This is a genomic window from Romboutsia sp. BSD2780061687b_171204_C1, from assembly GCF_015560225.1.
GTDB lineage: Bacteria > Bacillota > Clostridia > Peptostreptococcales > Peptostreptococcaceae > Romboutsia_C > Romboutsia_C hominis.
On sequence record NZ_JADMRK010000002.1, the window covers coordinates 23,022 to 48,843 of the forward strand.

At 27.7% G+C, this 25,822-nt stretch carries 27 protein-coding genes; all 27 read right to left on the bottom strand.

Annotated features, from left to right (window positions below; genetic code table 11):
• Positions 1-3: 3 nt before the first annotated feature.
• The 27 genes from I2H23_RS05010 to I2H23_RS05130 all read right to left on the bottom strand — a co-directional run bounded on the left by I2H23_RS05010 (position 4) and on the right by I2H23_RS05130 (position 25,463).
• A complete protein-coding gene (locus I2H23_RS05010; protein ID WP_092925086.1) occupies positions 4-696 on the bottom strand; it encodes a polyphosphate polymerase domain-containing protein in 693 nt (230 codons plus the stop codon).
• A 140-nt stretch (positions 697-836) separates the two neighbouring features.
• Complete coding sequence (locus tag I2H23_RS05015) at positions 837-2,528, bottom strand: phospho-sugar mutase (RefSeq protein WP_195581209.1); 1,692 nt, start codon at positions 2,526-2,528, stop codon at positions 837-839.
• A gap of 175 nt (positions 2,529-2,703) precedes the next feature.
• Positions 2,704-4,251 carry a murein biosynthesis integral membrane protein MurJ gene (gene murJ, locus I2H23_RS05020; protein WP_092925082.1) on the bottom strand — a complete coding sequence of 516 codons (1,548 nt, stop codon included), beginning with the start codon at positions 4,249-4,251 and terminating at the stop codon, positions 2,704-2,706.
• 364 nt (positions 4,252-4,615) lie between these two features.
• Entirely contained in the window at positions 4,616-5,068 is a 453-nt protein-coding gene (locus tag I2H23_RS05025) for a VanZ family protein (protein ID WP_092925080.1), read from the bottom strand.
• A gap of 135 nt (positions 5,069-5,203) precedes the next feature.
• A complete protein-coding gene (gene ispG, locus I2H23_RS05030; protein WP_195237489.1) occupies positions 5,204-6,256 on the bottom strand; it encodes a flavodoxin-dependent (E)-4-hydroxy-3-methylbut-2-enyl-diphosphate synthase in 1,053 nt (350 codons plus the stop codon).
• A 110-nt stretch (positions 6,257-6,366) separates the two neighbouring features.
• A complete protein-coding gene (gene rseP / locus I2H23_RS05035; RefSeq protein ID WP_166505696.1) occupies positions 6,367-7,380 on the bottom strand; it encodes an RIP metalloprotease RseP in 1,014 nt (337 codons plus the stop codon).
• A gap of 44 nt (positions 7,381-7,424) precedes the next feature.
• Positions 7,425-8,576, bottom strand: a complete 1,152-nt coding sequence (locus I2H23_RS05040; RefSeq protein WP_195581210.1) for a 1-deoxy-D-xylulose-5-phosphate reductoisomerase — start codon at positions 8,574-8,576, stop codon at positions 7,425-7,427.
• 274 nt (positions 8,577-8,850) lie between these two features.
• Complete coding sequence (locus I2H23_RS05045; protein WP_195581211.1) at positions 8,851-10,422, bottom strand: gamma-glutamyltransferase family protein; 1,572 nt, start codon at positions 10,420-10,422, stop codon at positions 8,851-8,853.
• 39 nt (positions 10,423-10,461) lie between these two features.
• Positions 10,462-11,604: a CapA family protein gene (locus I2H23_RS05050; RefSeq protein WP_195581212.1), complete on the bottom strand. Its 1,143-nt coding sequence runs from the start codon at positions 11,602-11,604 to the stop codon at positions 10,462-10,464.
• 11 nt (positions 11,605-11,615) lie between these two features.
• The gene (gene pgsC, locus I2H23_RS05055; RefSeq protein WP_195581213.1) at positions 11,616-12,065 is read right to left on the bottom strand and encodes a poly-gamma-glutamate biosynthesis protein PgsC; all 450 of its coding nucleotides are present in this window, start codon (positions 12,063-12,065) and stop codon (positions 11,616-11,618) included.
• Positions 12,066-12,117: 52 nt separating this feature from the next.
• The gene (gene pgsB / locus I2H23_RS05060) at positions 12,118-13,386 is read right to left on the bottom strand and encodes a poly-gamma-glutamate synthase PgsB (RefSeq protein ID WP_442970790.1); all 1,269 of its coding nucleotides are present in this window, start codon (positions 13,384-13,386) and stop codon (positions 12,118-12,120) included.
• Between the two features lie 414 nt (positions 13,387-13,800).
• On the bottom strand, positions 13,801-13,929 hold the full coding sequence (locus I2H23_RS15445) for a hypothetical protein (protein WP_271932930.1): 129 nt from the start codon (positions 13,927-13,929) through the stop codon (positions 13,801-13,803).
• A gap of 384 nt (positions 13,930-14,313) precedes the next feature.
• Entirely contained in the window at positions 14,314-14,439 is a 126-nt protein-coding gene (locus I2H23_RS15450) for a hypothetical protein (RefSeq protein ID WP_271932932.1), read from the bottom strand.
• Positions 14,440-14,529: 90 nt separating this feature from the next.
• Positions 14,530-15,309 (bottom strand): phosphatidate cytidylyltransferase, encoded by a 780-nt coding sequence (locus I2H23_RS05065; protein ID WP_092925072.1) that lies wholly within the window; start codon positions 15,307-15,309, stop codon positions 14,530-14,532.
• Positions 15,310-15,321: 12 nt separating this feature from the next.
• Positions 15,322-16,044 carry an isoprenyl transferase gene (locus I2H23_RS05070; RefSeq protein ID WP_092925070.1) on the bottom strand — a complete coding sequence of 241 codons (723 nt, stop codon included), beginning with the start codon at positions 16,042-16,044 and terminating at the stop codon, positions 15,322-15,324.
• A 29-nt stretch (positions 16,045-16,073) separates the two neighbouring features.
• Positions 16,074-16,277: a hypothetical protein gene (locus I2H23_RS05075; protein ID WP_195581214.1), complete on the bottom strand. Its 204-nt coding sequence runs from the start codon at positions 16,275-16,277 to the stop codon at positions 16,074-16,076.
• Positions 16,278-16,279: 2 nt separating this feature from the next.
• Positions 16,280-16,837 carry a ribosome recycling factor gene (gene frr / locus I2H23_RS05080; RefSeq protein WP_092925066.1) on the bottom strand — a complete coding sequence of 186 codons (558 nt, stop codon included), beginning with the start codon at positions 16,835-16,837 and terminating at the stop codon, positions 16,280-16,282.
• Positions 16,838-16,923: 86 nt separating this feature from the next.
• Complete coding sequence (gene pyrH, locus I2H23_RS05085) at positions 16,924-17,628, bottom strand: UMP kinase (RefSeq protein WP_092925064.1); 705 nt, start codon at positions 17,626-17,628, stop codon at positions 16,924-16,926.
• A 139-nt stretch (positions 17,629-17,767) separates the two neighbouring features.
• Positions 17,768-18,673 (bottom strand): translation elongation factor Ts, encoded by a 906-nt coding sequence (gene tsf, locus I2H23_RS05090; RefSeq protein WP_092925062.1) that lies wholly within the window; start codon positions 18,671-18,673, stop codon positions 17,768-17,770.
• Between the two features lie 72 nt (positions 18,674-18,745).
• The gene (gene rpsB, locus I2H23_RS05095; protein ID WP_092925060.1) at positions 18,746-19,468 is read right to left on the bottom strand and encodes a 30S ribosomal protein S2; all 723 of its coding nucleotides are present in this window, start codon (positions 19,466-19,468) and stop codon (positions 18,746-18,748) included.
• 249 nt (positions 19,469-19,717) lie between these two features.
• A complete protein-coding gene (locus I2H23_RS05100; RefSeq protein ID WP_271932934.1) occupies positions 19,718-20,917 on the bottom strand; it encodes a D-alanyl-D-alanine carboxypeptidase family protein in 1,200 nt (399 codons plus the stop codon).
• A 140-nt stretch (positions 20,918-21,057) separates the two neighbouring features.
• A complete protein-coding gene (locus I2H23_RS05105) occupies positions 21,058-21,645 on the bottom strand; it encodes a 3D domain-containing protein (RefSeq protein WP_092925056.1) in 588 nt (195 codons plus the stop codon).
• Positions 21,646-21,895: 250 nt separating this feature from the next.
• Positions 21,896-22,726 (bottom strand): substrate-binding domain-containing protein, encoded by an 831-nt coding sequence (locus tag I2H23_RS05110; RefSeq protein ID WP_240275692.1) that lies wholly within the window; start codon positions 22,724-22,726, stop codon positions 21,896-21,898.
• Between the two features lie 18 nt (positions 22,727-22,744).
• Positions 22,745-23,431: an ATP-binding cassette domain-containing protein gene (locus I2H23_RS05115; protein ID WP_195581218.1), complete on the bottom strand. Its 687-nt coding sequence runs from the start codon at positions 23,429-23,431 to the stop codon at positions 22,745-22,747.
• Between the two features lie 9 nt (positions 23,432-23,440).
• Positions 23,441-24,082 carry an ABC transporter permease gene (locus I2H23_RS05120; RefSeq protein ID WP_195581220.1) on the bottom strand — a complete coding sequence of 214 codons (642 nt, stop codon included), beginning with the start codon at positions 24,080-24,082 and terminating at the stop codon, positions 23,441-23,443.
• A gap of 15 nt (positions 24,083-24,097) precedes the next feature.
• A complete protein-coding gene (locus I2H23_RS05125) occupies positions 24,098-24,304 on the bottom strand; it encodes a TOBE domain-containing protein (protein ID WP_092925050.1) in 207 nt (68 codons plus the stop codon).
• A gap of 214 nt (positions 24,305-24,518) precedes the next feature.
• Positions 24,519-25,463 carry a protein kinase domain-containing protein gene (locus I2H23_RS05130; protein WP_092925048.1) on the bottom strand — a complete coding sequence of 315 codons (945 nt, stop codon included), beginning with the start codon at positions 25,461-25,463 and terminating at the stop codon, positions 24,519-24,521.
• Between the last annotated feature and the right edge of the window lie 359 nt (positions 25,464-25,822).

Sequence of the window (25,822 nt, forward strand, 5' to 3'; positions counted from 1 at the left end):
TACTTAAAATATATAATTTTCATAAAACTTTCTAGAACTACAATACTTACTTAAAGACTGATTTGTAGTATATAAATTAGATAAAGCCTGTGATATCCAACAAAATAATTCTCCATCAAATTTAACTTCAAGTAGTGCATTATAATAGTTGACTATAGGATTCATAATAATATCATCATTAAACATATCAAAATCAAATTCATTACTTCTTATATCACTATCTAATGTAACTCTTATATTATTTTCTTCATGTATATATGCTTTTCTATTATAATCAACTAAAACTACTGGTCTATATTGCCCTATTGTCATAATGTTGTATGCTGATTTTGCAGTTTCATTATTATATTTTAATAAAACACTATAATCTTTATTAATAAGTCTAATGGCATCCTCTCTACTTATTGTAACAGTCTCTTTTCTTTGGTTTATATTCATTTTTCTTTTTATTTCAAGCTTGACTTTCTCTGTTTTAGTGTCATATATTCTAAGTCTAATCTTTTTTCTAACTTCTTCTCCATTAATCTTAGAATAATAATCACAATTGTCTATGCTATCAAAATAAAGACTTCTTATTTTATATCCAAAACAATTATTATTTTTATCTTCTTTAAGGACATCTTTAAACAAATTGTCTACCTTATAATAATCCACTTCACTAATTGGATATTTTAGCTCTCTTCTATTTACTATCAAATTTTCACCTCCCGATTTTTATTTTATATATAAATGATTTTAGATTAAATTTTTTATCCAATTAATTTTATACCTTAATTATAATATTGTAAACTAATAAAAAAAGGATATATAAAAATATATCCTTAAAAACATATATATTAAACTAATTTTTCTAAAACAATATCTACAAATGCTCTTATACCGTCGACATTTTTAATAGCATCACTTTCAGTATTACCCTTAGTAGCTATATAAAACTTTAACTTAGGCTCAGTACCAGATGGTCTAATAGCAAGCCAAGATCCATCTTCTAAGAAGTACTTAACTACATTAGCACTTGGAAGATTATCTATTCCTTTTAAATAATCTTTAAAATCAATAACTTTAGAGTTGTTTATTTCATTTATATCATTTTCTCTAAAGTATGTCATTATATCCTTAATTTTTGCTATACCTTCTATACCTTTTAAAGTTAAAGATTTAGTTTCTTCTTTAAAGTATCCATACTTTTCATAAAGCTTAATTAATCCTTCATATAAGCTCATATTATTAGAAGCATAATAAACTGCCATCTCTGCTATTAAAAGTGATGTAACAACAGCATCCTTGTCTCTAGCATGAGTTCCTACTAAATATCCATAGCTTTCTTCATATCCAAATAAGTATGAATTAGACTTAGTCTCTTCAAATGACTTTATCTTCTCTCCTATAAACTTAAATCCTGTAAGTACATTTAAAACATCTATATTGTTATCTTTAGCAATATCTGCACCAAATTCAGATGTAACTATAGTCTTTATAAGTACTGGATTTTCTTCTAGTCTATTAGCTTCCTTTCTTCCTTCTATTATATAGTTTGTAAGCATTCCACCAATTTGGTTTCCTGTAAGCATTTGATAATCACCATTTACAGTCTTAACAGCAACACCAACTCTATCACAATCAGGATCAGTAGCTATTACTAAATCAGCTCCTACTTCTTTAGCTAAATCAATTCCTCTAACTAATGCTTTTTTATCTTCTGGATTAGGATACTCTATACCAGAAAAATTAGGATCTGGCTTTTCTTCTTCACTAACAACTATTACATTTTCAAATCCAATTTCTTTTAAAGCTCTTCTTATAGGAACATTTCCTGTTCCACAAAGTGGAGTGTATACTATTTTAAAGTCTTTTCCAAACTTATCTATTAAATCTTTTCTTATAACTTGAGTTTTTACAGCTTCTATAAAATCAGTATCTTCTTTTTCATCAAGCTTAATAACTAAATCTTTATTTTCATCAGTAAGTGTTGGTATAGTACTATAATCTACTATAGAGTTTATTTCATCAGTTATAGCACTTGCAATGTGTGGCATAACTTGTGCTCCATCTTCCCAGTATACTTTGTATCCATTGTATTCTGGTGGATTGTGACTAGCAGTTATAACAACACCTGCTATAGCATTTAAATTTCTAACTGCAAAAGATAATTCTGGTGTAGTTCTTAAAGAATCAAATATATAAGCTTTTATACCACAAGCTGCTAGAGTATTTGCTGTTTCTATACAAAATTCTCTAGACATATGTCTATTATCATGTGCTATAACAACACCTCTGTCTTTTTCACTGTTTGCATTTTTTAATATGTAATTAGCAAGTCCAAAAGTAGCTCTTCTTACTGTATATATATTAATTCTGTTACTACCAGCAGCTATAACTCCTCTAAGCCCAGCAGTACCAAACTCTAAATCCGTATAAAATCTATCTTCTATTTCTTTTTCATCATTTATGCTTAGTAATTCTTGTCTAGTTTTTTCATCAAAATATGGATTGTTTATCCACTCATTGTATTTTTCCTTGTAACTCATAAATACTCCTCCATGTGTTTGTATTTTTTGTATATAATTTAGTAATATGTTACATAATCGCTGAAATAATTTTATCATAAATTTATCACAAAATTTGTAAATATATATATTTTTTATAAAAAATATTATAAAAATAAAAAAAGAGAGCTTATGCCCCCTTTTTGTTTAATGTATTTTATGCTCTATTTAATTTCTTCATAACCATCTTCTTAAGCATCTTAACTTCTCTAACTCTAAATTTACTAACAAGTACACCATAAACAATAGCACCTACTAATACAGATATACCTGTAGCTATAACGTCTTGTACAAATCCACTACCTAATATACCACTAGATAACTTGTACACAAAGTATGTCGCAATACCCATTACAACAGAAGCTATTAAAGATTTTACAAATGTTCTTAATATTCTATCTTGTCCATAGTAACTTATCTTTTTCTTTAATCCTCTAAATAATAATAATATACATATTATAGAAGATAAACTAGTAGCAAGTGCTAGTCCACCAAGTCCAAATACTTGCATTAAAGTAACATCAAAGAATATGTTAGCAATAACTGCTATTATACCATTTATCATAGGAGTTTTAGTATCCTTTAATGAATAGTATACCTTACCTAATATATCTCTAAGTCCATAAGCAATCATACCAACAGAATAACACATAAGAGCAATAGCTGTCATTTGAGTTGATGTTTCATCAAAAGCTCCTCTTTGAAATAATATTCTAACTATAGGAGTAGCAAGTACTATTGCCCCAACAGTTATAGGTAATATTATTAAACTTACACAGTTTACGCTAGTTGATACTGCTTCTGCAAACTTTTTCTGATCATTAGTAGTGGATAGCTTTGCAAGTGTAGGATATATAACAGAACCTATAGTAGTTATAAATAATCCTAAAACAAAGAAATTAAGCTTGTTAGCACTATTTAAAGCTGCTATAACACCATCACCTAAACTTGAAGCTAAACTTCTATCTGCCATAGCATTTACTTGGTTGACTGCAACCCCTATTAAAACAGGCAGTATTAACCATATCATCTTTTTAAGATATTTATCTTTAAAATTAACAATAGGCTTAAACTTATATCCATGCTTTATAGCAAAAGGTACTTGGAATAAAAACTGTGAAGCCATACCAATAAGTGCCCCTATTGCTAATATATCAAAGTTATCAGTAACTGCACCTATTATCATAGATATAATTATTATAATATTATTTGGAAGTTGCACCATACCTGGTATAGTGAAGTTTCCTTGTATTTGTAAGTAAGCTGTCATTATATTACTAAGACCTATAAATAAAACACCAACTATTATTATTCTTACAAAATCTACAGTTAGTGCAAGCTTATCCCCAGTAAAACTAATAGCAAATAATTTTACTATAGGCTCTGCAAATATATAACCAAATATACTTAAAATTATACTTATTATACTAACTATACATAATATATTGTTTGCAAAATTTTGAGCTCTTTTTTCTCCACCATTTTCAAGTGCTTCTTGATATAGTGGTATAAATGTAGTAGAAAGGGCTACCCCAACAGCAGCAAACACCACAACAGGTATATTCATAGCTGTTATATATACATCACTATAAGCACTCGTTCCATAAAAATACATTAGGACTATATCTCTTGTAAATCCTAGTATCTTTGATAGCATAGTAACTACCATAAGCCAAAATGCCGATTTTGCTAAATTATTACTCATAAAATCCTCCATGAAGCTTATATTGAAAATGATATTAAATCATTTTTCATCGTCAATATTCCTAGTATATCACTAGTTTAATGATTTGAAAATAATTTTATTATATTTATACAAATATTCCAATTTAACTAATCTTTAACTTAAAAATTATTTTTATAAAAATCATAATTTATGCACTTATGTATCCTATAATAATCTAAAGTTTTAATTACTATATAGATATAAGTAAAAGAAATTGCTAAAAAATAGATAATAGGTAATTAAAATAGCTGTAGAGTTATATGATAGTATATAGTATCAATTTCTTAAAAAAAATAAGTTTCCATAATGAGCTTATACGTATAAAATAAAAGACTATACTAATTTATAGCTTTTTTTTATTAACAAATTTTATAATTAATACTAAAACACAAAGTCCAATAATAGCCCCTGTAGAATCTACTAAAATATCTCTAATCTCACCACTTCTACCTGGTATAAATAATTGATGAACTTCATCAGTACAAGCATATATAAAAGTAAAAAATAAAGATGTAATAAATGTCTTTTTAATATATTTGTTACTTTCATATATACTCATAAACCAAAGTATAGCAAGAATTGCATATGAAAACATATGGGCACTTTTTCTAATAACAAACTGAGCAATACCATTGACCATCATAATATCTATAGCAGCGCCTATTACAGGTACATTGCTAAGGGCGTTTATAACACCACTAGACTGAGCTGATGATATGTGAGATGGTTGATTAGACATATAAAAGATTACACACATCCATAATATAGCTAAGGTTAAAAATATTTTCTTCCTCATAACCTCCTCCAATCTATAAAATAATAGTTATATGATAGCATATATTAAAATATTAAAAAAGTATACTTAAAAGATTAAAAATAAAACTAATAATACTAATAAAAAAAGAGTACTTTTTCAAGTACCCTCCTATTATTAATATTTATCAATTTCATCCATTAGCTCTTTTACTAAATCATCGCCTTTTATTTTTCTAACTATTTCACCTTTTTTAAATAATAGTCCTTCACCTTTTCCACCAGCTATTCCAATATCAGCTTCTCTTGCTTCTCCTGGACCATTTACTGCACATCCCATTATAGCTACTGTTATATCTTTATCCATTTTGCTTATTTTTTCTTCTACTTCATTTACCACGCTTATTAAGTCTATATTACATCTTCCACATGTTGGGCAAGATACTACTTTTATCTTATCATTTAATAAGTCTAAGCTTCTTAGTATTTCTTTTCCAACTACTACTTCTTCACATGGATCTCCTGTTAGTGATATTCTTACAGTATCTCCTATACCTTTAAGAAGTAATGCTCCTACTCCTATTGATGATTTTATAGTTCCTTTTTTAACACTTCCTGATTCTGTTATACCTATATGAAGTGGATAGTCTACTTTTTTAGATATTAATTCATATGCTTCTAGTGTTTTGTATATATCTGATGATTTTAATGATATTACTATATTTCTAAAATCTAAGTCTTCTAGTATTTTAACATGGCCCATTGCACTTTCAACTAGTGCTTCTGCTGTTGCACTACCGTATTTTTGAAGTAGTTCTTTTTCAAGTGAACCACCATTTACGCCGATTCTTATTTTTAAGTTTTTCTCTTTACATTTATTTACTACTTCTTTTACTTTTTCTATGCTACCAATATTACCTGGGTTTATTCTAACTCCATCTACTCCTTGGTCTATTGCTTCTATAGCTAATCTATGGTCAAAGTGTATATCTGCTATTACTGGTATGTTTACATTTCTCTTTATTTCACCTATGTTTTTTGCTGCAATCATATCAGGTACTGCTACCCTTACTATATCGCATCCTACTTCTTCTAGTCTTTTTATTTGTGCTATTGTAGCATTTGCATCTCTTGTATCACTGTTTGTCATTGATTGTATACTTATTGGGTTATTCCCACCTATTTTTACATTTCCAACGCTTACTTCTCTACATTGTCTTCTTTTATACATGTCTTCACCTCTTTAGTATTTTATGTATTATTTGGCCCTATGTAGTATTAAAGAGGTGGATTATAGATTTGTATCTATCCACCCACCTCCTATTTATTATACTATTTATTTTAGAATAATCTAAGTATGTCTTTGTATGTTACAAATAGCATAAGTCCCATTAATAACATAAAGCCTGCTGTATGTATCATAGCTTCTTTGTTTGGGTCTAGTTTTTTCCCACCTCTTAGACCTTCTATTCCTAGCATTACTAATCTTCCTCCATCTAGTGCTGGTATTGGAAGTAGATTAAGCACTCCTAAGTTTAGACTTATCATTGCTCCTATGTACATAAGATTTGGTATACCCATTTTTGCTGCATCTGAAACTATTCCTATTACTCCAACTGGTCCTGCTACAGCATTTGCAGCTCCTCCAGGTACTGAATTTGTTACTAATTGTCCTAAGAATAATACCATTTGCTTAAGCATTTCATATGTTCCAGTAAATGCACTTGGTATTGCATTTAGTATACTTTTATCTCTTTCTGGTGCTATTCCTATTACATATCTTCCTTGTTCATTTTTTTGGGGTTGTATATTAAAGTCTTTAGTCTTACCGTCTCTATCTACTGTTATATTTATTTTTTTACCATCTGTAGTTTGAAGTGTATTTAATATATCTTCCCATGAATTTATTTTTTTACCATTTATGTCTAATATTTTATCATTAGCCATAAGTCCTGCCTTTTGTGCTGGACTATTTTGAGATATTTCTCCTAATACATTTGAATTAGTTGGTGTCCCTATAAACATAAATACTGGTATTAATAATATTACTGTAAATATTATGTTAAAAAATGGCCCTGCAAATAATATACTTGCCCTTTGTAGTAATGTTTTTTTACCAAAGGCATTAGGGTCATTTGTTTCTCCATCTTCCCCTTCCATACTTACATATCCACCTAATGGAAGTAATCTTATTGAATACATTGTATTGTTTTTAGTTTTACTGTATATTTTAGGTCCCATACCTATTGAAAATTCATGTATTGTTACCCCTGCTTTTTTAGCAAACAGGAAATGTCCTAATTCGTGTATAAATACTATTACACCAAATAATAGTATTGCTGCTATTATAGTCAATTTACCACCTCTTTTTTATATTTAATTAACTTAATCTATAAAGCTTATTTTATTAAGCCGCTTACATATTCTCTAGCCCATTTATCTATATCTAATATTTGTTCTAGAGTTGGCTTTTCTATGCTAGTGTGTGCTTCTAGGGTCTTTTCTATGTATTTTGGTATATCGTAAAACCCTATTTTATCTTCTAAAAATTCACTAACTAATATTTCATTAGCACTATTTAATACAGCTGAATATGTTCCACCCATTTTTAATGTTTCATATGCTAGTTTTAAGCATGGGAATGTATCCATGTCTGGATTTTCAAATGTTAATGTAGCTATTTTTGCTAAATCTAATCTTTCAAAGTCACATTCTATTCTATTTGGATATGATAGTGCATATTGTATAGGTAGTCTCATATCAGGGCATCCTAGTTGTGCTATTGCTGAACTATCTATGAATTGTACCATTGAATGTATTATACTTTGTGGATGTACTACTACATCTATTTTGTCATGTTCTACACCAAATAGCCATTTTGCTTCTATTACTTCAAGCCCTTTGTTCATTAGTGTTGATGAGTCTATACTTATCTTTCTACCCATTGACCAGTTTGGATGTTTTAATGCTTGATTTTTAGTTACATTTACAAGTTCTTCTTTAGTTTTTCCTCTAAATGGTCCACCTGATGCTGTTAGTATTATTTTTTCTATTTCTTTGTTATTTTCTCCATTTAAGCATTGGAATATTGCACTGTGCTCGCTATCTACTGGAAGTATACTTACTCCCATTTTTTTAGCTTCACTCATTACTAAATCCCCTGCACATACTAATGTTTCTTTGTTAGCTAGTGCTATATCTTTTCCAGCTTTTATTGCTTCTAGTGTAGGGACAAGCCCTATCATTCCTACTATCGCAGTTAATAATACATCTATTTCAGGAAGTGATGATATAGTTTTTAGTCCTTCCATACCACATAATACTTCTATATTTATGTCTAATGGTATCATCGATTTTAATTTTATGTATGAACTTTCGTTGTATACTGCTACGTATTTTGGTTTAAATTCTTTTATTTGTTCTAATAGTAAATCTACACTACTATTTGCACTTATTGCTACTACTTCAAATTTATCTTTATGTTGTCTTACTACGTCTAGTGTTTGTTTACCTACTGATCCAGTTGACCCTAGTATTGATATTTTCTTCATTTTAATACCCTTTCTATAATTTACTATTTACATTATTATATTATAACACTATTTATGTTTTTTTCATCATATTTAAATTTAATTTCACTTAAAATTGTTTTTATGAAAAAACTCCTCTAGAAAAATTAATAAGTTCACGAATAAAGATCAAAGTATAGAGAAATAAATTTTTATTTATAGTGCTACTTATATTAATAGTATTATAAATGAAAAATAATTTAGTAACCAAATAAACCTGATTCATCTTAATAAAATTTAAGATGAATCAGGTTTATTATTTCTTTAAAAATCTTCCAGGTCTTCTTATATCACATCCTCCATACATACCTAAATATTTATTATACCCTATTGCTTGTACAGAACCATAATATGCCCTATCTTCATTTTCATTAAATCTAAAATTTTCTTCCTTAATAATTTCATTTTCTTCTATTATTACCCTAGGTTTATTTATTGCCTCTTGTATATCTGTTTTTGAACAAATATTATCAATTATTACCTGGGATAAGATTTGAGGGATTCTATTTCCTCCTGATGAACCTAGTGCTAGTATCTCTTCTTCATTTTTTATTATGGTTGGACTTGTGAATGTTCTTGGTCTCTTACCAGCTTCATAGCTATTTATATTATCTTCTTTTTCTGAAAAATTATTTAACGTAGCGTTCATAAAGAAACCATTTATATAAACACCACTTCCCCAAAAGTTACCTAAAGTGTTTGTACATGAAACTATTATCCCTTCTTTATCTATAACGGTAAAATGAGTTGTACTTTCATGTTCTTCTTCATTATAATTTTCTATATATGTAGATTTTCTATTTTTATTATAAAGTCTATTTATATATTTATCACTTGTTAAAACATCATAATTCTTTTCATAAAAATTAGGATCTCCTATTTGTTTGTATCTATCTTTATATGTTATTTCCTTTATGTCTTTTATTTTTTTCATATAATATTTATTTTCTCTATCTACAGATGTTATTTCAAATAGTTCCGATAATTTAAGTGTTTGTATTAAGGTTATTCCTGAAAATGGTGGTGGTGCTGATATTATTTCATAGCCTCTATACATTCCTCTTATTGGCTTCTGTTTTACTACTGTATATTGTTTTAAATCTTCTTTAACTATGTTAGTATTTTTTTCTATTTCATTTGATATTTTTCCATTATAAAATGCTTCAATACCATGTTTTTTTATTTCAGTCAATGTATTGCCTAGCTCTTTTTGAATTAATTTTTCACCTATGTTTATAGATTTATTATCTTTATAAAATATATCTAATTTTTCTGTATCTAATCTAAATTTCGACCTTTTTAATCTAGTATACAAACTACTATCCACCCTAAAACCATCATTAGCATAATGTATTGCCGGTTCTATCAACTTAGATAATTCTATTGTTCCATAATCTTTATGTATAACCTCCATTCCTTTTACAAAGCCAGGAACTCCTATTTCGCTATTTTTATTTTCTTGAGTTATAGGCGCTGTTTCTCTATAATTATAAAAACTTAATTCTTCATTTTCAGGTGAATATATCAACATCCCTCCACCTCCACCTATTCCTGATGCATATGGCTCTACGACCCCTAGTGTATATGCTATAGCAATAGCCGCATCTACTGCATTTCCTCCTTGTTCTAAAATTTCCATACCTACATTTGTTGCTATTTCATTAGATGCACTTACTCCATATTCATTATTATACATTTTATTATTAGTATTGATTTCAATTTGCATATCCTTAATTTTATTTTGATTTGGTATTATTATTGTTATTAAAACAATTATTAAAGTTATTATTAATATTGTTTCTGGTATCCCATTTTTTTTTCTACTCAATTTTAAACTCCTATATTCAAACTTTAATAAAGCTAAAATCTATATTCCCGTTGCATCTATAATTAGCTTGTCTTCTTCTATCCTCCAATTATCACTTTCCTTTAATTCCTTTGTTAATATACCTAGTATTCTACTAGTATATAATTTATTGTTAGTTATAACAGGTCCACCCTCAACTATTCTTAGTGGTACCACTTCAAATTGGCCTTTTCCTTCCTTGCTTAATGTATAATTTATTATTATACTATCCTTAGTTCTACTCCACCCTTGGTCAAATATAAAATTTCCAGCACTATAAAATATTATTCCATCCTTATACGTTTCAATGCTATGTATAACATGTGGATGATGGCCAATTATTATATCCGCTCCCATATCTATCATTTTCCTAGCAAGATTTTTTTGGTACTCATTAGAATTTAGAGAGTATTCTTCTCCCCAATGAATATTTACAACTACTAAATCAGCTTCTTTCTTTGCTTTTTCTATAATTTTTAGATTCTCTTTATTAGTAGAAGTTAATATTCCTTCTTTATTCTTCATTGCACTAGCTTCATATGGGATTACGTCTGAAATACCTATATTAGCTATTTTTACTCCATTTACATTCTCTATATCATATACTCTTGCTTCTTCTATGTTTTTACCTGCCCCTACATACTTAATATCATTCTTTTTTAGTAGTTCTATGGTCTCTTTTAATCCTTCTTCTTTATAATCATATGCATGATTGTTCGATAAACTTACTACATCAATACCTTCTTGTTTTATAACTTCTGCCCTTTCTGTCGTAGAGCTTAAGTGTATATTCTTATTCGCCTTAGTATATTCTGTATATTCTTTTGTAAGTATCGGCGTTTCAAAGTTTCCACTTATATAATCTGAATCTTCATATATTTTCGATACATTCTTAAATAGTTCTGAATATCCAACTTTATCCCCTAATTTTTTTATATTTCTTCCCATAATTATATCTCCCATGAAACTAGCTTTAAATATTGAATCTCCCTTAGTACTTTTATATTCTATTTTCTTATCAACATATATGTCTCTTAATTCACTAATTACTATGATTGAAGTTGTGCATATTAATAATATAGATATAGCTCCTTTTAAACTTAACTTTTTCTGATTTTTAATATATATCTGTAATTTTTCTTTTAATTTCAACTCTCTATCCATATTATTTCTCCTTAGGCTATATATGATATATTCATTATTCCAAAGATCACAAAGCTAACTAATAATGTACTTGCTATAGTTAGTTTTGTACCTTGCTTATATATCGCTCCTGCTATTAACCCTGGAACTATACACCCAATTCCTCTAAATTCATATATTTCAAATGGCATATATGGATACATAAGGTCAAATATTAATTTTAAACATATCCCTACTATTATTATGGCTACAAACCTTCTTCGCCCATATAATATCACATATTTTGATATTCCAAAATTCACAATTATATATGTTAATATTGATATTATAAATACTAATATTATAGATATAGGTTGGTCTATTATTAAAGATAAATATCCTGGCACGATCAGCCCTGATGGTGTTATTCCTGTTACTTCTGCAAATATCAAACTAAGTGTCAATCCTAAAACTATTGCTATATATAAATCTGTTCCAAACATATAATTCTCCCCCAAAAACGATTTTAAATGTATATTACTTAACATCTTAGCTTTAAACTAACTGTTCTTCTAAGTCTTCACATATATAGTTTTCAATATCATATAAAGCTTCTATAAAAGTTTCTCCCTCACCATGTATATTACCTATTCCATAAAGTATATTATTATTTATAATTGGTATTATCTCTTTAATAACTTCATCAGTTGAATAGCCTTCTAAATTCATATATTTATTTATATTAGGAAATTTACCATCTATAAATGCTTGTTCAATTGGAGATGTTAATCCTCCTATTGATATCAATGTTCCTATTTTTATATATGGTAGTACATCTTTTACAAATTGTTTAGTTCTATCAACTCTATCAGATCTGCAATTCATTACTATTATAGGATTTTCTACATTATAACCTTTTTCACATACATTTTCCCATATTGAAAGCGTTGATGATGGATCATTTGCTGCAAATCCATTTACAAAATAAGCTTTTATTAAGTCATTGCCTATTTGAGTGATTCTCATAGCTCCTGGATCAGGATGTGCATTTTTCATTCCACTAAAAGCAGTTTCTTCATCTATACCTAATGCTTCTGCTACCGCCAATGCTAGTGAAGCATTCTCCGGAAATACCACATAATCAAAGCTGTCTAAAAATTCTTTACTTATTTTTGAATTGTCTGCAATTATGGTTTTGGTATTTCTTTGAGTTGCTATCTCTTGGAAATATTTTGTGTACGGGCCATCTATAGTAATTAAATATCCATTATATGGTATGGTATTTGTGAATGCTTGGGCAACTTGATCTAATGTTGGTCCCATTACATCCATATGATCTTCTAATACATTAACAATTACACCAATATTTGCTTTCAATAGTTTATTTTGAAAGTCATATTGATACTCAGGGTTTACTGCCATACATTCACATACTAATGATTCAGCACCTAGTTTAGCTACTTCTTTAACTACTCTAATCTGTTCTCCTATATTAGGTCCCTGTGGTTTTCTTTTTATTATTTTCTCTTCTTCTTTAAACCAATAAATCATTCTTGCTGCTGTACCAGTTGTTTTTCCAATATTTTTGTAACCTGCTTCATTTATTATTCCTGTTATTAGCCTTGTTACAGTAGACTTTCCTCTTATTCCATTTACATTTATTCTGGTTTTTATTGATTTTAAATATTTTTCGTGATTATATTTCTCTATTACTCCTAGTGTCAGAAGTATAAACACACATAAAACTATAATATAAATTTTAATTCCCCCTTCTATACAATTCGGTTTATCACGTGATAAAAATCTTATTACAATTCTTTTTATTATTTCTATTTTTATGTTTAATGCATATACATCCACTCCTTTATATAGTACAAAACGAATTCTTTGTATAAATAAATTGTTTGTATAATCATTTTATTATATGATAAAAATATCAAAAAAATGATTACAGCTTTTATATCTAATAAATGTACAAATATTACTCTAATTTTACAGACTAGTAGGTTTACTTTTAATATTTATTATTTTTATATTTGTTAGCGCTTATATTATTTACTATAAATCAGATAAATTTCTATAAAGAATAAATCATACTAAATATAAAAATATATTGAAATAATTCAAATGATAATTAATAAATTGATTAAAGAAATAAAAAAATCCCCTAAGGGGGATCTTGAGTTGTTAGCGCCACTTTTATTTTAACTATCTTTATAATAAAAATCTGCATCACAATTAGTACATATCAAAATTGACATGCCTTTCGCTTCGGTACTCTATTGTACCATCATCTAATTCAATTTCTTCATATTCACCTAACTTATCTACACAAATTTCAGGAACTTCTTCTTCATATTTACACACCTAACAATAATAATTATACATTCTGTCTCTATTTATTAGATAATAAAATTCTTTCTCTTATGGAGTCATTCTCTTTAGCCTCCTTATGGCTATTGTCTTTTATATGATACCATAAACCATACCTTCTTACTGTTTTAAATCTCTTTTTATGTATTTACTGTGTTATCTTTCCTATAAATTCTAATACTGACATAGATACCTCTACTCGTTTATTATCTTCATCTTTGTACCAAAATTCCATATTTTTACCATCATATGATTTTATTCTATATTAATTTGTAGCTGCTTCCTAAATATCTACCTATATATTTAATTGCTTGACTAGTATCTCTTAATAACCTTAGAGCATTAACATAAAATCTATTCGGCTATTTTTTGTACATTCTATTTATTAACCTTTTCATCTATATGGCTTCTCATTCCTTTTGGAACTCTATGCCACATATCTTTCTTAAATTCATCATACCTATCTAATAATATTTCTTTTATTGTCTTTTTTGTATTTCTCATTATACTCTTTATTATATATCAAAACTTACCACAGGTCATTTTTTATAATACATTAGTATATAAAAATAAGCCTTAGTATTTAACTAAGACTTATATTATAAAAAATGATATTGCATAGTATATAAATGGTGCTACTAGTATAACACTATCAAATCTATCTAATACTCCACCATGACCTGGTATTAGTTTACCATAGTCTTTTATTCCTACGTATCTTTTTATTGAAGATGCAAATAAATCTCCAAATTGTGCTACTATACTTCCTACACTCCCAATTATAACTAATGGTAATATATTTATATTAAATATATATCCAAATACTATACAACAAATTGTGCTTCCAAGTATTCCACCTATGCTTCCTTCTATGGTTTTTTTAGGACTTACTTTTGGTATAAGCTTGTGCTTACCAAATAAATATCCGCTGAAGTATGCAAATGTATCTGTTGCAAATGATATTATAAATATTAACCATACATATAAATGTCCAAATTCAAAATCTTTAAATGTTAATACTATAAAATCTAAAAATATTGCTATGTATATAATACCCATAAAAGTTATAGCTATATCTATAATGTTATTTTTACATCTTAATAAGCTAATTATTGATATTAAAAATAATATAAATGCTACTGCATATGTATACTCTAATCTTAAATTAAATATATTTTTAAATGTCAAGTATATAGAAAATATATATCCTATATAATAAATTGGATGTATTTCCTTTGATTTAAAAGCTTTATAAAATTCATTAAGTGCAATAGATACTACTAAAAGTTCTGCTAAATATAGTGGTATTCCCCCAATTATAATGAATATAAATAATGGTACTAATGCTAAACCTGCAATAATTCTTGTACGCATAAATTAATCTCCTTACTTTAGGCCACCAAATCTTCTGTCTCTTTTTTGGTACTCATATATGGCTTTTTGTAGTTGTTTTTCGTTAAAGTCTGGCCAGTGAACATCTGTAAAGTAAAATTCAGAATATGCTGCTTCCCATAATAAGAAGTTACTTAATCTCTCTTCTCCACTAGTTCTTATTATAAGATCTGGATCACTTATAGACTTTGTACTTAAATAACTAGATATTGTATCTTCTGTTATTTCATCTATACTTAGTTTACCACATTTTTCATCTTTTAGTATATTTACTAAAGCATCTTTTATATCATTTCTTGCACCATAATTAAGTGCTAAGTTTAGATTAACTCCAGTATTGTACTTAGTTAATTCATATGCTCTTTCTAATTCATCTATGCATGCCTTTGGAAGTTTAGATGTATCACCTATTGTTGTTATTTTAACATTGTTTTTGTGAAGTTCCCTTACCTCATTTTTTAGATATGTTGAAAGTAGGGTCATTAAAGTATCAACTTCAAGCTTTGGTCTTTTCCAATTTTCAGTTGAAAATGCATATAATGTTAAAGTTTTTACCCCTAGTCTATTACATTCTTTTAGCACTTTTCTAATAGTTTCTACACCAGCTTTATGTCCTGCTGTTCTTGGTAGAAATCTAGCCTTTGCCCATCTTCCATTTCCATCCATTATTATAGCTATATGATTAGGTACTCTGTCTAAATCTATATCATAATGCATATTGTACCTCCTAAATACGAATCTGACTCCTATTTTAAGGAGTCAGAAAAGTATGTTACTAATATTTTTATACCTTCAGAAGTCTCAGATATTTTTATGACCTTAGGAACTATTAAAGCTTCTTGATCTTTTTTACCCTTTATCTCTTCTATGGTATATTTTATGTTTTTGTCTTTAAATGTGTCTAAAACATCATTTAAGTGAAGGCCTAATAGGTTATAATATTTTTCCAATATTATACCTCCATTATATCCTTTTCTTTAGCAGCTGCAACAACATCTACTTCTTTTATGAATTTATCTGTTATCTTTTGAACTTCATCTTGTGCTTTTTTAAGTTCATCAGCAGTTAATTCTCCATCTTTTTCCATTTTCTTTAAATTATCGTTAGCATCTCTTCTTTCATTTCTAAGTCTTACTTTGAAATCTTCAGCTGTTTTATGAGCTTTTTTAGCTAACTCTTTTCTTCTTTCTTCTGTTAATGCTGGTACTGATATTCTTATAACTTCACCATCATTTGTTGGGTTAAGTCCTAAATCAGAGTTTCTTATAGCTTTTTCTATTTCAGCCATAGAAGATTTGTCCCAAGCATTTATCATTAAAGTTCTAGCTTCTGGAACAGATACTGCTGCCATTTGGTTTATTGGAGTTGGTGTTCCATAGTAGTCAACTCTTATTTTATCTAACATTTGAGCATTAGCTCTTCCTGTTCTTATTGTAGTGTATTCATATTTTAATGCTTCTATTGTCTTAGCCATTTTAGCTTCTAAGTTCTTATGTATATCTAATTTCATATTTTTCCTCCTAAATATTTTTATCTATATAAACATTATATGCTAATTTTACATTATATAAAATACTTTAGCCATAATTTTAGTTTCTATTTTACTGTTGTACCTATATTTTCTCCCATAACTGCCTTCATTATGTTTTCTGTTGATAATTCAAATACTTTTATAGGTATTTGATTATCCATACATAAAGATGTAGCAGTTGAGTCCATTACTTTTAATTCTTTTTGAAGTACATCTAAGTAAGTTAATTCATCAAATTTAACTGCATCAGCATGAACCTTTGGATCTTTATCATATACTGCATCAACATTTTTAGCAAGTAATATTACTTCAGCTTCCATTTCTGCTGCTCTAAGTGCTGCTGCTGTGTCAGTTGAGAAATATGGATTTCCAGTTCCTGCACCAAATATTACTACTCTTTCTTTTTCTAAGTGTCTAACAGCTTTTCTTCTTATATATGGTTCTGCTATTTGTCTCATTTCTATAGCAGTTTGTACTCTAGTTTGTACATCCATATTTTCTAGTGCATCTTGAAGTGCCATAGAGTTCATAACTGTAGCTAACATTCCTATGTAATCTGCAGTAGTTCTATCCATTCCTTCAGAAGTTCTTCCTCTCCAGAAGTTTCCTCCACCTACAACTACAGATACCTCTACACCTATTTCTCTTATTTTCTTTATAGCAAGTGCTATATCATTTACTATATCGTTATTTATTCCAAATCCTCTATCACCAGATAATGCTTCTCCACTAAGTTTTAGTAGTACTCTTTTGTATTTTGGCTCGATCATTAGAAAATCCTCCCTAAATTTACATTTATCTTATTTTGCTATTGTTTTTGTATTTTTTTAACATTATATAAAGCTTTTAGCTTAATATAATGTCTTTTCCTTAAAAAAAGGAGAACACTTAAGTGTTCTCCTTTGGTCATTACTTAAGTTGCTTAGCAACTTCTTCTGCAAAGTTTTCTTCTTTCTTCTCTATACCTTCTCCAACTTCGAATCTAACTACGTTTCCTAAAGCTATTTCAGTTCCTAACTTCTTAGCAGTTTCAGCAACTAATTGCTTTATAGTTAAATCTCCGTTTTTAACGAAAGGTTGCTCTAATAAGCAAACTTCTTTTAATTGCTTTTCAAGTCTTCCTTTTATCATCTTCTCAACTATGTTAGCTGGCTTTCCTTCGTTTAAAGCTTGTTGAGTTAATATTTCTGTTTCATGTGCTATGTATTCTGGATCTACGTCATCTCTTGAAACGTATTTTGGGTTCATAGCAGCAGCTTGCATTGCTATATCTCTTCCCATTGCTATAACTTCTGCATCTCTGCATGGAGTTATCATTTCAACTAAAACACCTATTTTTCCTCCACCGTGGATGTATCCAGCAACTTGTCCGTTAGTAGATATCTTAGCGAATCTTCTTACGTCTAATTTTTCTCCTATTGTAGCTATTCTGTTGTTTAATACTTCAGAAAGTACACCTTCAGCATGATTTTCAGCTAATAATTCAGCAACTTCTGTGTTTTCTGTAGCTAAAGCCATTAAAGCAACATCTTTAACGAAAGTTTTGAAATCTTCGTTTTTAGCAACGAAGTCAGTTTCTGAGTTTACTTCTACTATTGAAGCAACAGTGTTATCTTCATTTATTTCTATAGCAACTAAACCTTCAGCAGCTATTCTATCAGCTTTCTTAGCAGCTTTAGATAAACCTTTTTCTCTTAGTATATCTATAGCTCTTTCCATATTTCCTTCAGCTTCTTGTAAAGCTTTTTTACAGTCCATCATTCCTGCGCCTGTAGATTCTCTTAATTCTTTAACCATTTGTGCAGTTATAGCCATTTTGAGTTCCTCCTATATACTAGTAAAGGTAAGGGTGACCCTTACCTTTTAATTTTGTAGATTAGATTTAGATTATTCTTGATCTTGTGCTTCTTCTTCTACTTCTTCTTCAGCACCTTGTCTACCTTCTATTATAGCGTTAGCCATAGCTCCAGTTATTAATTTAACTGCTCTTATAGCATCATCGTTACCAGGTATAGCGTAATCTAATTCATCTGGATCACAGTTAGTATCTACTATACCGAATACTGGGATTCCTAATCTGTGAGCTTCTTGTATAGCTATGTTTTCTTTTCTTGGGTCTACTACGAACATAGCTCCTGGTAATTCAGGCATATCTTTCATACCGTTTAAGTATTTTTCAAGCTTTTCTTTTTCAGCTCTTAATTTTATAACTTCTTTTTTAGGTAAAACGTCGAATACACCTTCGTTTTCCATTTTTTCTAATTCTCTTAATTTGTTTATTCTTGTTTGTATAGTTTTGTGGTTTGTTAACATTCCACCTAACCATCTTTCGTTAACGTAGAACATTCCACATCTTTCAGCTTCTTCTTTTATAGCATCTTGAGCTTGCTTCTTAGTTCCTACGAATAAAACTGGCTTTCCGCTTTCAGCTATTTCTTTCATAGCTTTGTAAGCTTCTTCAGCTTTCTTTACAGTTTTTTGTAAGTCTATTATATATATTCCGTTTCTTTCTGTGAATATAAATTTAGACATTTTAGGGTTCCATCTTCTTGTTTGATGTCCGAAGTGAACACCAGCTTCAAGTAATTGTTTCATTGATATTACTGACATTTTTTTCCTCCTGGTTTTTAACCTCCGGCATGATCAACTCCCAAAAAAACCTATTAGGCACCTTTTTAGGATCCCATTGCCGTGTGTGATTTTATTTTTTTACCTTTAGTAGTATATCATATCAAATTTTAAAATACAATATATTTTATGATTGATTTTATGTTTATTTTTTTCATTTGTTTTTGTTTGAAAATTTCTATCTCTTCTATTATAAATTATTCTTTATTTTTATATATTCTATACATATTATTAGTCAGCAAATATCATCTTTATTCTATTTTTAAAGCTTACTTTATCTATATCATTATCACTTACTATATTTACACTACCTAATACTTCACCACTATCTGTAAAATATTTTATAACCCCTAATACATCTCCCTTTTTAACTGGGTATTTTATTTCTTTAAAAGTTATTTGAGATTTTAGCTTTTCTTCTTTAGATAATATTGTATATAATTCTTTGTCTGTTACTAATTTAATTTCTAGTTCATCTATGCCTTTTATATACTTTTTACCTATTAATTTATTTTTGTCCATTACCTTTTGGGTGCTAAAATTTTCTTTTCCATAGTTTAGCATACTAAGAGCTGCTGATAATCTTTTTTGCTTATGATTTGCACCTAGTGTTACTCCTATTAGTCTATGCTCTTTTTCATTATTGTTATCTTCTTTTACCATCATAGAAAAAGATAAACAATATCCAGCATTTCCTGTATATCCTGTTTTAATTCCATCTACATTTGGTGATGTACTCATTAATGCTGAGTTTGTGTTATTTTTGCAAAAATCTCTTTCTGGATAACTATATGTTCTCATATTAGTTATACTTACAACTTGTTTTTCATAATTATCAAACATAAACTTTCCAAGCTTTGCAATGTCTCTTGCGCTTGATATATTTTCTTTTGGTGGCTTTGTTTTATCATTAAGATCATATATAGGAAGTCCATGTGGATTTACAAAGTGAGTATTTGTCATACCTAATTCTATACACTTTTCATTCATAGACTTTACAAATTCCTCTTCACTTCCTTTTATATGTTTTGCTATTGCCACTGCTGCATCATTTCCTGATACTATCATTAGACCTTTCATAAGTTCAATTAAAGGTATTTTTTCACCTTCTTTTAAATGATAACTAGATCCTCTTACTTTAGCTATAGATTTGTCTACAGTTATAATATCATCTTTTTTAACCTTTCCTTCTTCTATAGCTTCTATAGCTAGTAAAAAGGTCATCATCTTACTTAAACTTGCTAGTGGTCTTTTAGCATCTGCTTCTTTTTCATACAATACTCTTCCAGTTAACTGGTCTATAAGTATTGATGATTTTGAAAACTTATCTACTCTATTGTTGTCATCAGAATAACTAAAAGTAGGAGTTAAAAATGCACAGATGACAATACTTACAATTAATTTTTTTACTCCTTTTTTCAATAACTTCACCTTCTTATATTGATTAATAAGTCTATATTATTTTTTTCCTATTTTGAAAATAATATATCAGTTATTATTTTACATAATAAATTTTTCAAAAAAAAAGCAAACAGAAAACTAAAAATTTTCTGTTTGCTTTTTTGTAGTATTTATTTTCCTAGTATTTGAATTTCAATTGTTCTTCTTCCCCAGTTATAACATTCACTTTTACTATTCATATATATATCTATTTTATTTCCTTTTATAGCTCCACCACAATTATTTGCTATAAATGTTTTATTAAAATAAGGTATATATACTTTTGTTCCATATGGTATTACTTTAGGATCAACTGCTATTGTTCCCCATACTGGTTTTTGGCCTGTTGATGTTATACCATACCCTGTATAAGCAGTTGCTACGACATTCATTTTTTTATTTGTTGTTCCTGTTGATGCGTTATTGTTTTGATTATTGTTTGATTGATTTTGATTTGCTTTTATATAACGAGTACTTGACCACCCTATTTTTCCATCATGTAATTTTACTTTATACCACCCATTGCTGTTTTGAAGTATTGTTACTTTTTCATTTCTTACTACTTTATCAACTACCCTATATTTTGTTGATGGACCACTTCTTACATTTAATCTTGAAGTTGTTACTACTCCTAGTGTATCTGCAAATGTATTAGTCATTCCTAGTGCAAATATACATATACTAAATAGAAAACCCAATATTATCTTTTTATTTTTCATAGAAGCATTCCCCCATTTATAAAATTAATTTGTAACTATTTTGTAACTTTATATTTATATAGTAGCTAACTATTATCCATTTGTAAACTATTTTTAGGAAATTATTTACAAATAAGTTACATTTTTAGAATTTTAAAAAGGTCTACTTAATAAAAAATTTTTATTTATAATAAATTAAAAGCTACCTAAAACTTAGGTAATATTAACTATTTTATAGTTTAAAACCTATTTTAGATAGCTTTATTTTTATCTATTTAAAAGTATAAAATAATGACTTTCCATATTTATCTTTTCCATACTCTTTTATAGATTTTTGTACATCTTCTGACTTATAATAATCAACTAATTTATCTGTTATTTCTTTCATATTTTCTTCTAACCCATTTATTGTAACTATACTATATACATTTTTTAAACTTTCATCAGCATCTTTTACTAAACTTAAATCTAAATTTTCCTTAGTTGCTAAGTAAGTTCCTATATCTGTTAATGTATATGCACCCATTTCACTAGCAGTTTGTAAAGTAGATGCCATACCCTTACCTACTTCTTTGTAGTTCTCAAATGAATTTTCTTGTCCTATATTTTCCCATATAGATAATTCTTTTGTATGTGTTCCTGATTTATCTCCTCTAGATACAAAGTTTAGATTATTTTCTTTAATATATTTAAAAGCATCTTCAACGCTCATTTTGCTTATCTTTTCATTATGTTTTCCATCTTTTGGACCTACTACTACAAAGTAGTTATACATTATTTCATGTCTAGAATCTCCATAACCTTCCTTTATAAACTCTTCTTCTTTAGACTTAGCATGTACAAATAATACATCTGCATCTTTTCTCTTTCCTAATTCTAAAGCTTCTCCAGTTCCCTTTGCTACAACTTTAACATCTACATTATTTTCTTTTTCAAAATCTTTTAAAGTTTCTTCTAAAAATCCTGTATCATCTAAACTTGTTGTTGTAACTAATTTTATATCTTTTGGACTTTCACTTTCTTTTGTGTCTGTAGATGAACATGCTACCATAGATAAACTAAGTATACCTACCATTAATAATTTGGTTATTTTTTTATTCATTTTTTCTCCCCTTAATCTTTAAAATTTCATTACCCCATTAAAAAATACATCCGATTCATAAGTGTCTATATGTTTTAAGTTTTCCATAAATACTATGTAATCACTTATTTTTTTTGCTTGCATAAAATCATGTGTTACTAATATTACAGTTTTTCCTTCTTCTTTTAATTTAAGTATCTCTTTTTCTGCCTTTTTGATAGTGTTTAAATCCATGTTAGCCATTGGTTCATCTAGCAAACTGTACTCTTTATTCATTATTAAGCTTCTTATAAACTGTGCTTTTGCTATTTCTCCACCAGATAACTTCTTTACATTGGTACTTAATTTTTTATTTAAGTCAAACTTATCTATCAATTTATAAAGATAAGATTTGTCTTTTATAAATTGTTCTTTACCATATTCATATATATAATTAAAATTATCCATTAAGCTCCCACTTAAAAATCTACTTTCTTGTGGTGTATATGATAAATATTTATATATATTTTTATTATTCATACATTCATTATCTATATATTCATCATTTATAGTTATACTTCCATCTTGAAAATTTTCTATATTGTAGATTATTTTTATTAATGTGCTTTTCCCACTTCCATTGTGTCCAACTATGGAATATATCTTACCTTTTTGAAAATTTATATTGTCTACAGTTAATACGCCTTGATTTTCTATTTGTTTTTTTAATCCATAAATACTTATCATCTTTACTCCTTATATAACCGACTGCAATTTCTTTATAATAATTGTAGATATTGTGGATATTGTTAATAGTATAAATGCTATTACCAAAGATTCATCAAAATCCCCCATAGAAGTTGAAAGTGCTATATATGTTGTCATAACCCTAGTTAAGCCCTTTATATTTCCACCAACTAACATAACAGCGCCAACTTCTGAAATTCCTCTACTAAATGTAGTTATACAAACTGTTAATAGATGATACTTTATTTCCTTTAAAAATATTTTTGGTATATTTTTGTCTTCTATTTGAAGTACCTTGCACGTTGTTAAAATATCTCCTCCAAATTTATTTAGTAAATCTATTATTAAACTCATAGCCATAGGTATCAAAAGCATAGCTTGTGCTATTATCATAGCTACAGGTGTAAATAATAATTTAAATTCTCCTAAAGGTCCTTGTCTTGATAACATTAAAAACACTAAAAGCCCCATTATAACTGGCGGTGTACTCATTAGTGCATTTACAAATGTTATTATATATTTTTTAAATCTAAAGTTTTTTAAGTATATAACTATACTTAATACTATTGCAATTATCATAGCTATCATAGTTGCTGTTGTTGTTACTATTAATGATAAGCTAATTATTTGAATTATATCATTTACTTCCATATTATCCAAATTGTCTTAATCAACCATTAACATAACAGAACTTGATTTTATAACACTTGTTACTTCATCTCCAACTTTAATGCCTAGATCTTCAATAGCATCTATTGTAACAACAGATGTTAACATTTGACCATTTATATCTATTGTTACTTTGGCATTTATAGCGCCCATTTTTATTTCCTTTACTATTCCTTTTAATTGGTTACGTGCACTTAGTTTCATTTTTATTTGCCCCCTCATTTGCTACTTTATTATATTCACTTTGAAAGTATATCATCTACCTTTTTTTACAACAATATAGTTTCGTTCATCTTTTTCATCGTTTTTTCTGTTTTATTATTACTTTTTTTACTACAAATTAATTTTTTATAATTTTAATTTTTATATAATTTTATTTTTGCATTTAAACATATAAAAAAGACCACTTTTTGTGGTCTTATAATATACTAAGTATTGTTATAAATACTAAACTAATCATTGATACTGCTAATAATATTTTACGTTTTTTAATTTTTTTGGGCCTTTCTATTGTTTCTTCTATATCTTCATTAATTTCCTCAGTATCTATTATATCTGCTTTTTCATACATTACATTACTTAAATCTATTAATATATCTTGTAAATATTCATATTTTTCATTTCTACTTAATAATTTTTTTATAATATTTATAAATTTATCATTGCCATTGATCGCTATATTTTGGTTCCAATTAATACCTTTATCTATGTTTTTTAGCATTTCTTCCTCATTTTTACCTTCTTCAAAAGGAAGCTTTTTAAATATAGATTCAAATAGTATTATTCCTAAGGAAAATAAATCACTATCTAAGTCAGTGAAATTTATGCATAGCTGATGTGGACATAAATATCTAAACTCTCCCCCAGCTCTTATATTTATTCCATTATTAGCTTTTGTTGTTTGGAAGTTTAATAAGCGTATATTATAATCTTTATCTACAAGTATATTAGTTGGGTTTAAATTTCCATGATACACATTATTTTCGTGAAGTATTTCTAATGCTTTTACAATCTGAGTTGCTATATTTATTATAGCTTCTAGGTGTAAATAGTTCCCATTTATCATATTTACTAAGGTTATTCCATTATAATATTCACTTACCATATAATAAAGTGTTGTAAGTTCTGTACAGTGAACACCTACATCGATGGTTTTTGATATGTACTTTGAGTGTATGTTATTTATCATAGTAGTTTCGTCTATTAAGTTAGTTATAAAATTACTTTCCATATACTCATTATGTTCAACTACCTTTATAAGTACTTTTTTATTGTCAAATACATCTCTTGCTTTATATATTTTATTTAATTCAAGTTGCCCATCGCAGTTTAAAAGTTCATATCTATTACCTATAAAAGTCACATATTCCCCCCCTTTCTAAATTCTGCTATTAATATTATATGTTTAATTATATCAACATTTGTATCCTTTTTCCATATGTTATATATTCATATGATTTTTTATATTATTCGGAGGAATTTTGATATTTTTTAGTGTAACTTAAATTTTCTTATTATTTATTTTCTTTTAATACAATTATTTTAATAATATTTTTATATTTTATATATAAATATTTAATAATTATAAAATCTACTTAAGTATTTTTTTGTATACATATTTAAAATTTATTTTACTTATTTATGTACTATTTCTTACAAATTATAAAGTATTTATATAATTAATTTTACCCTTTTATAATCTTTATCTTTACTTTGTTTTAT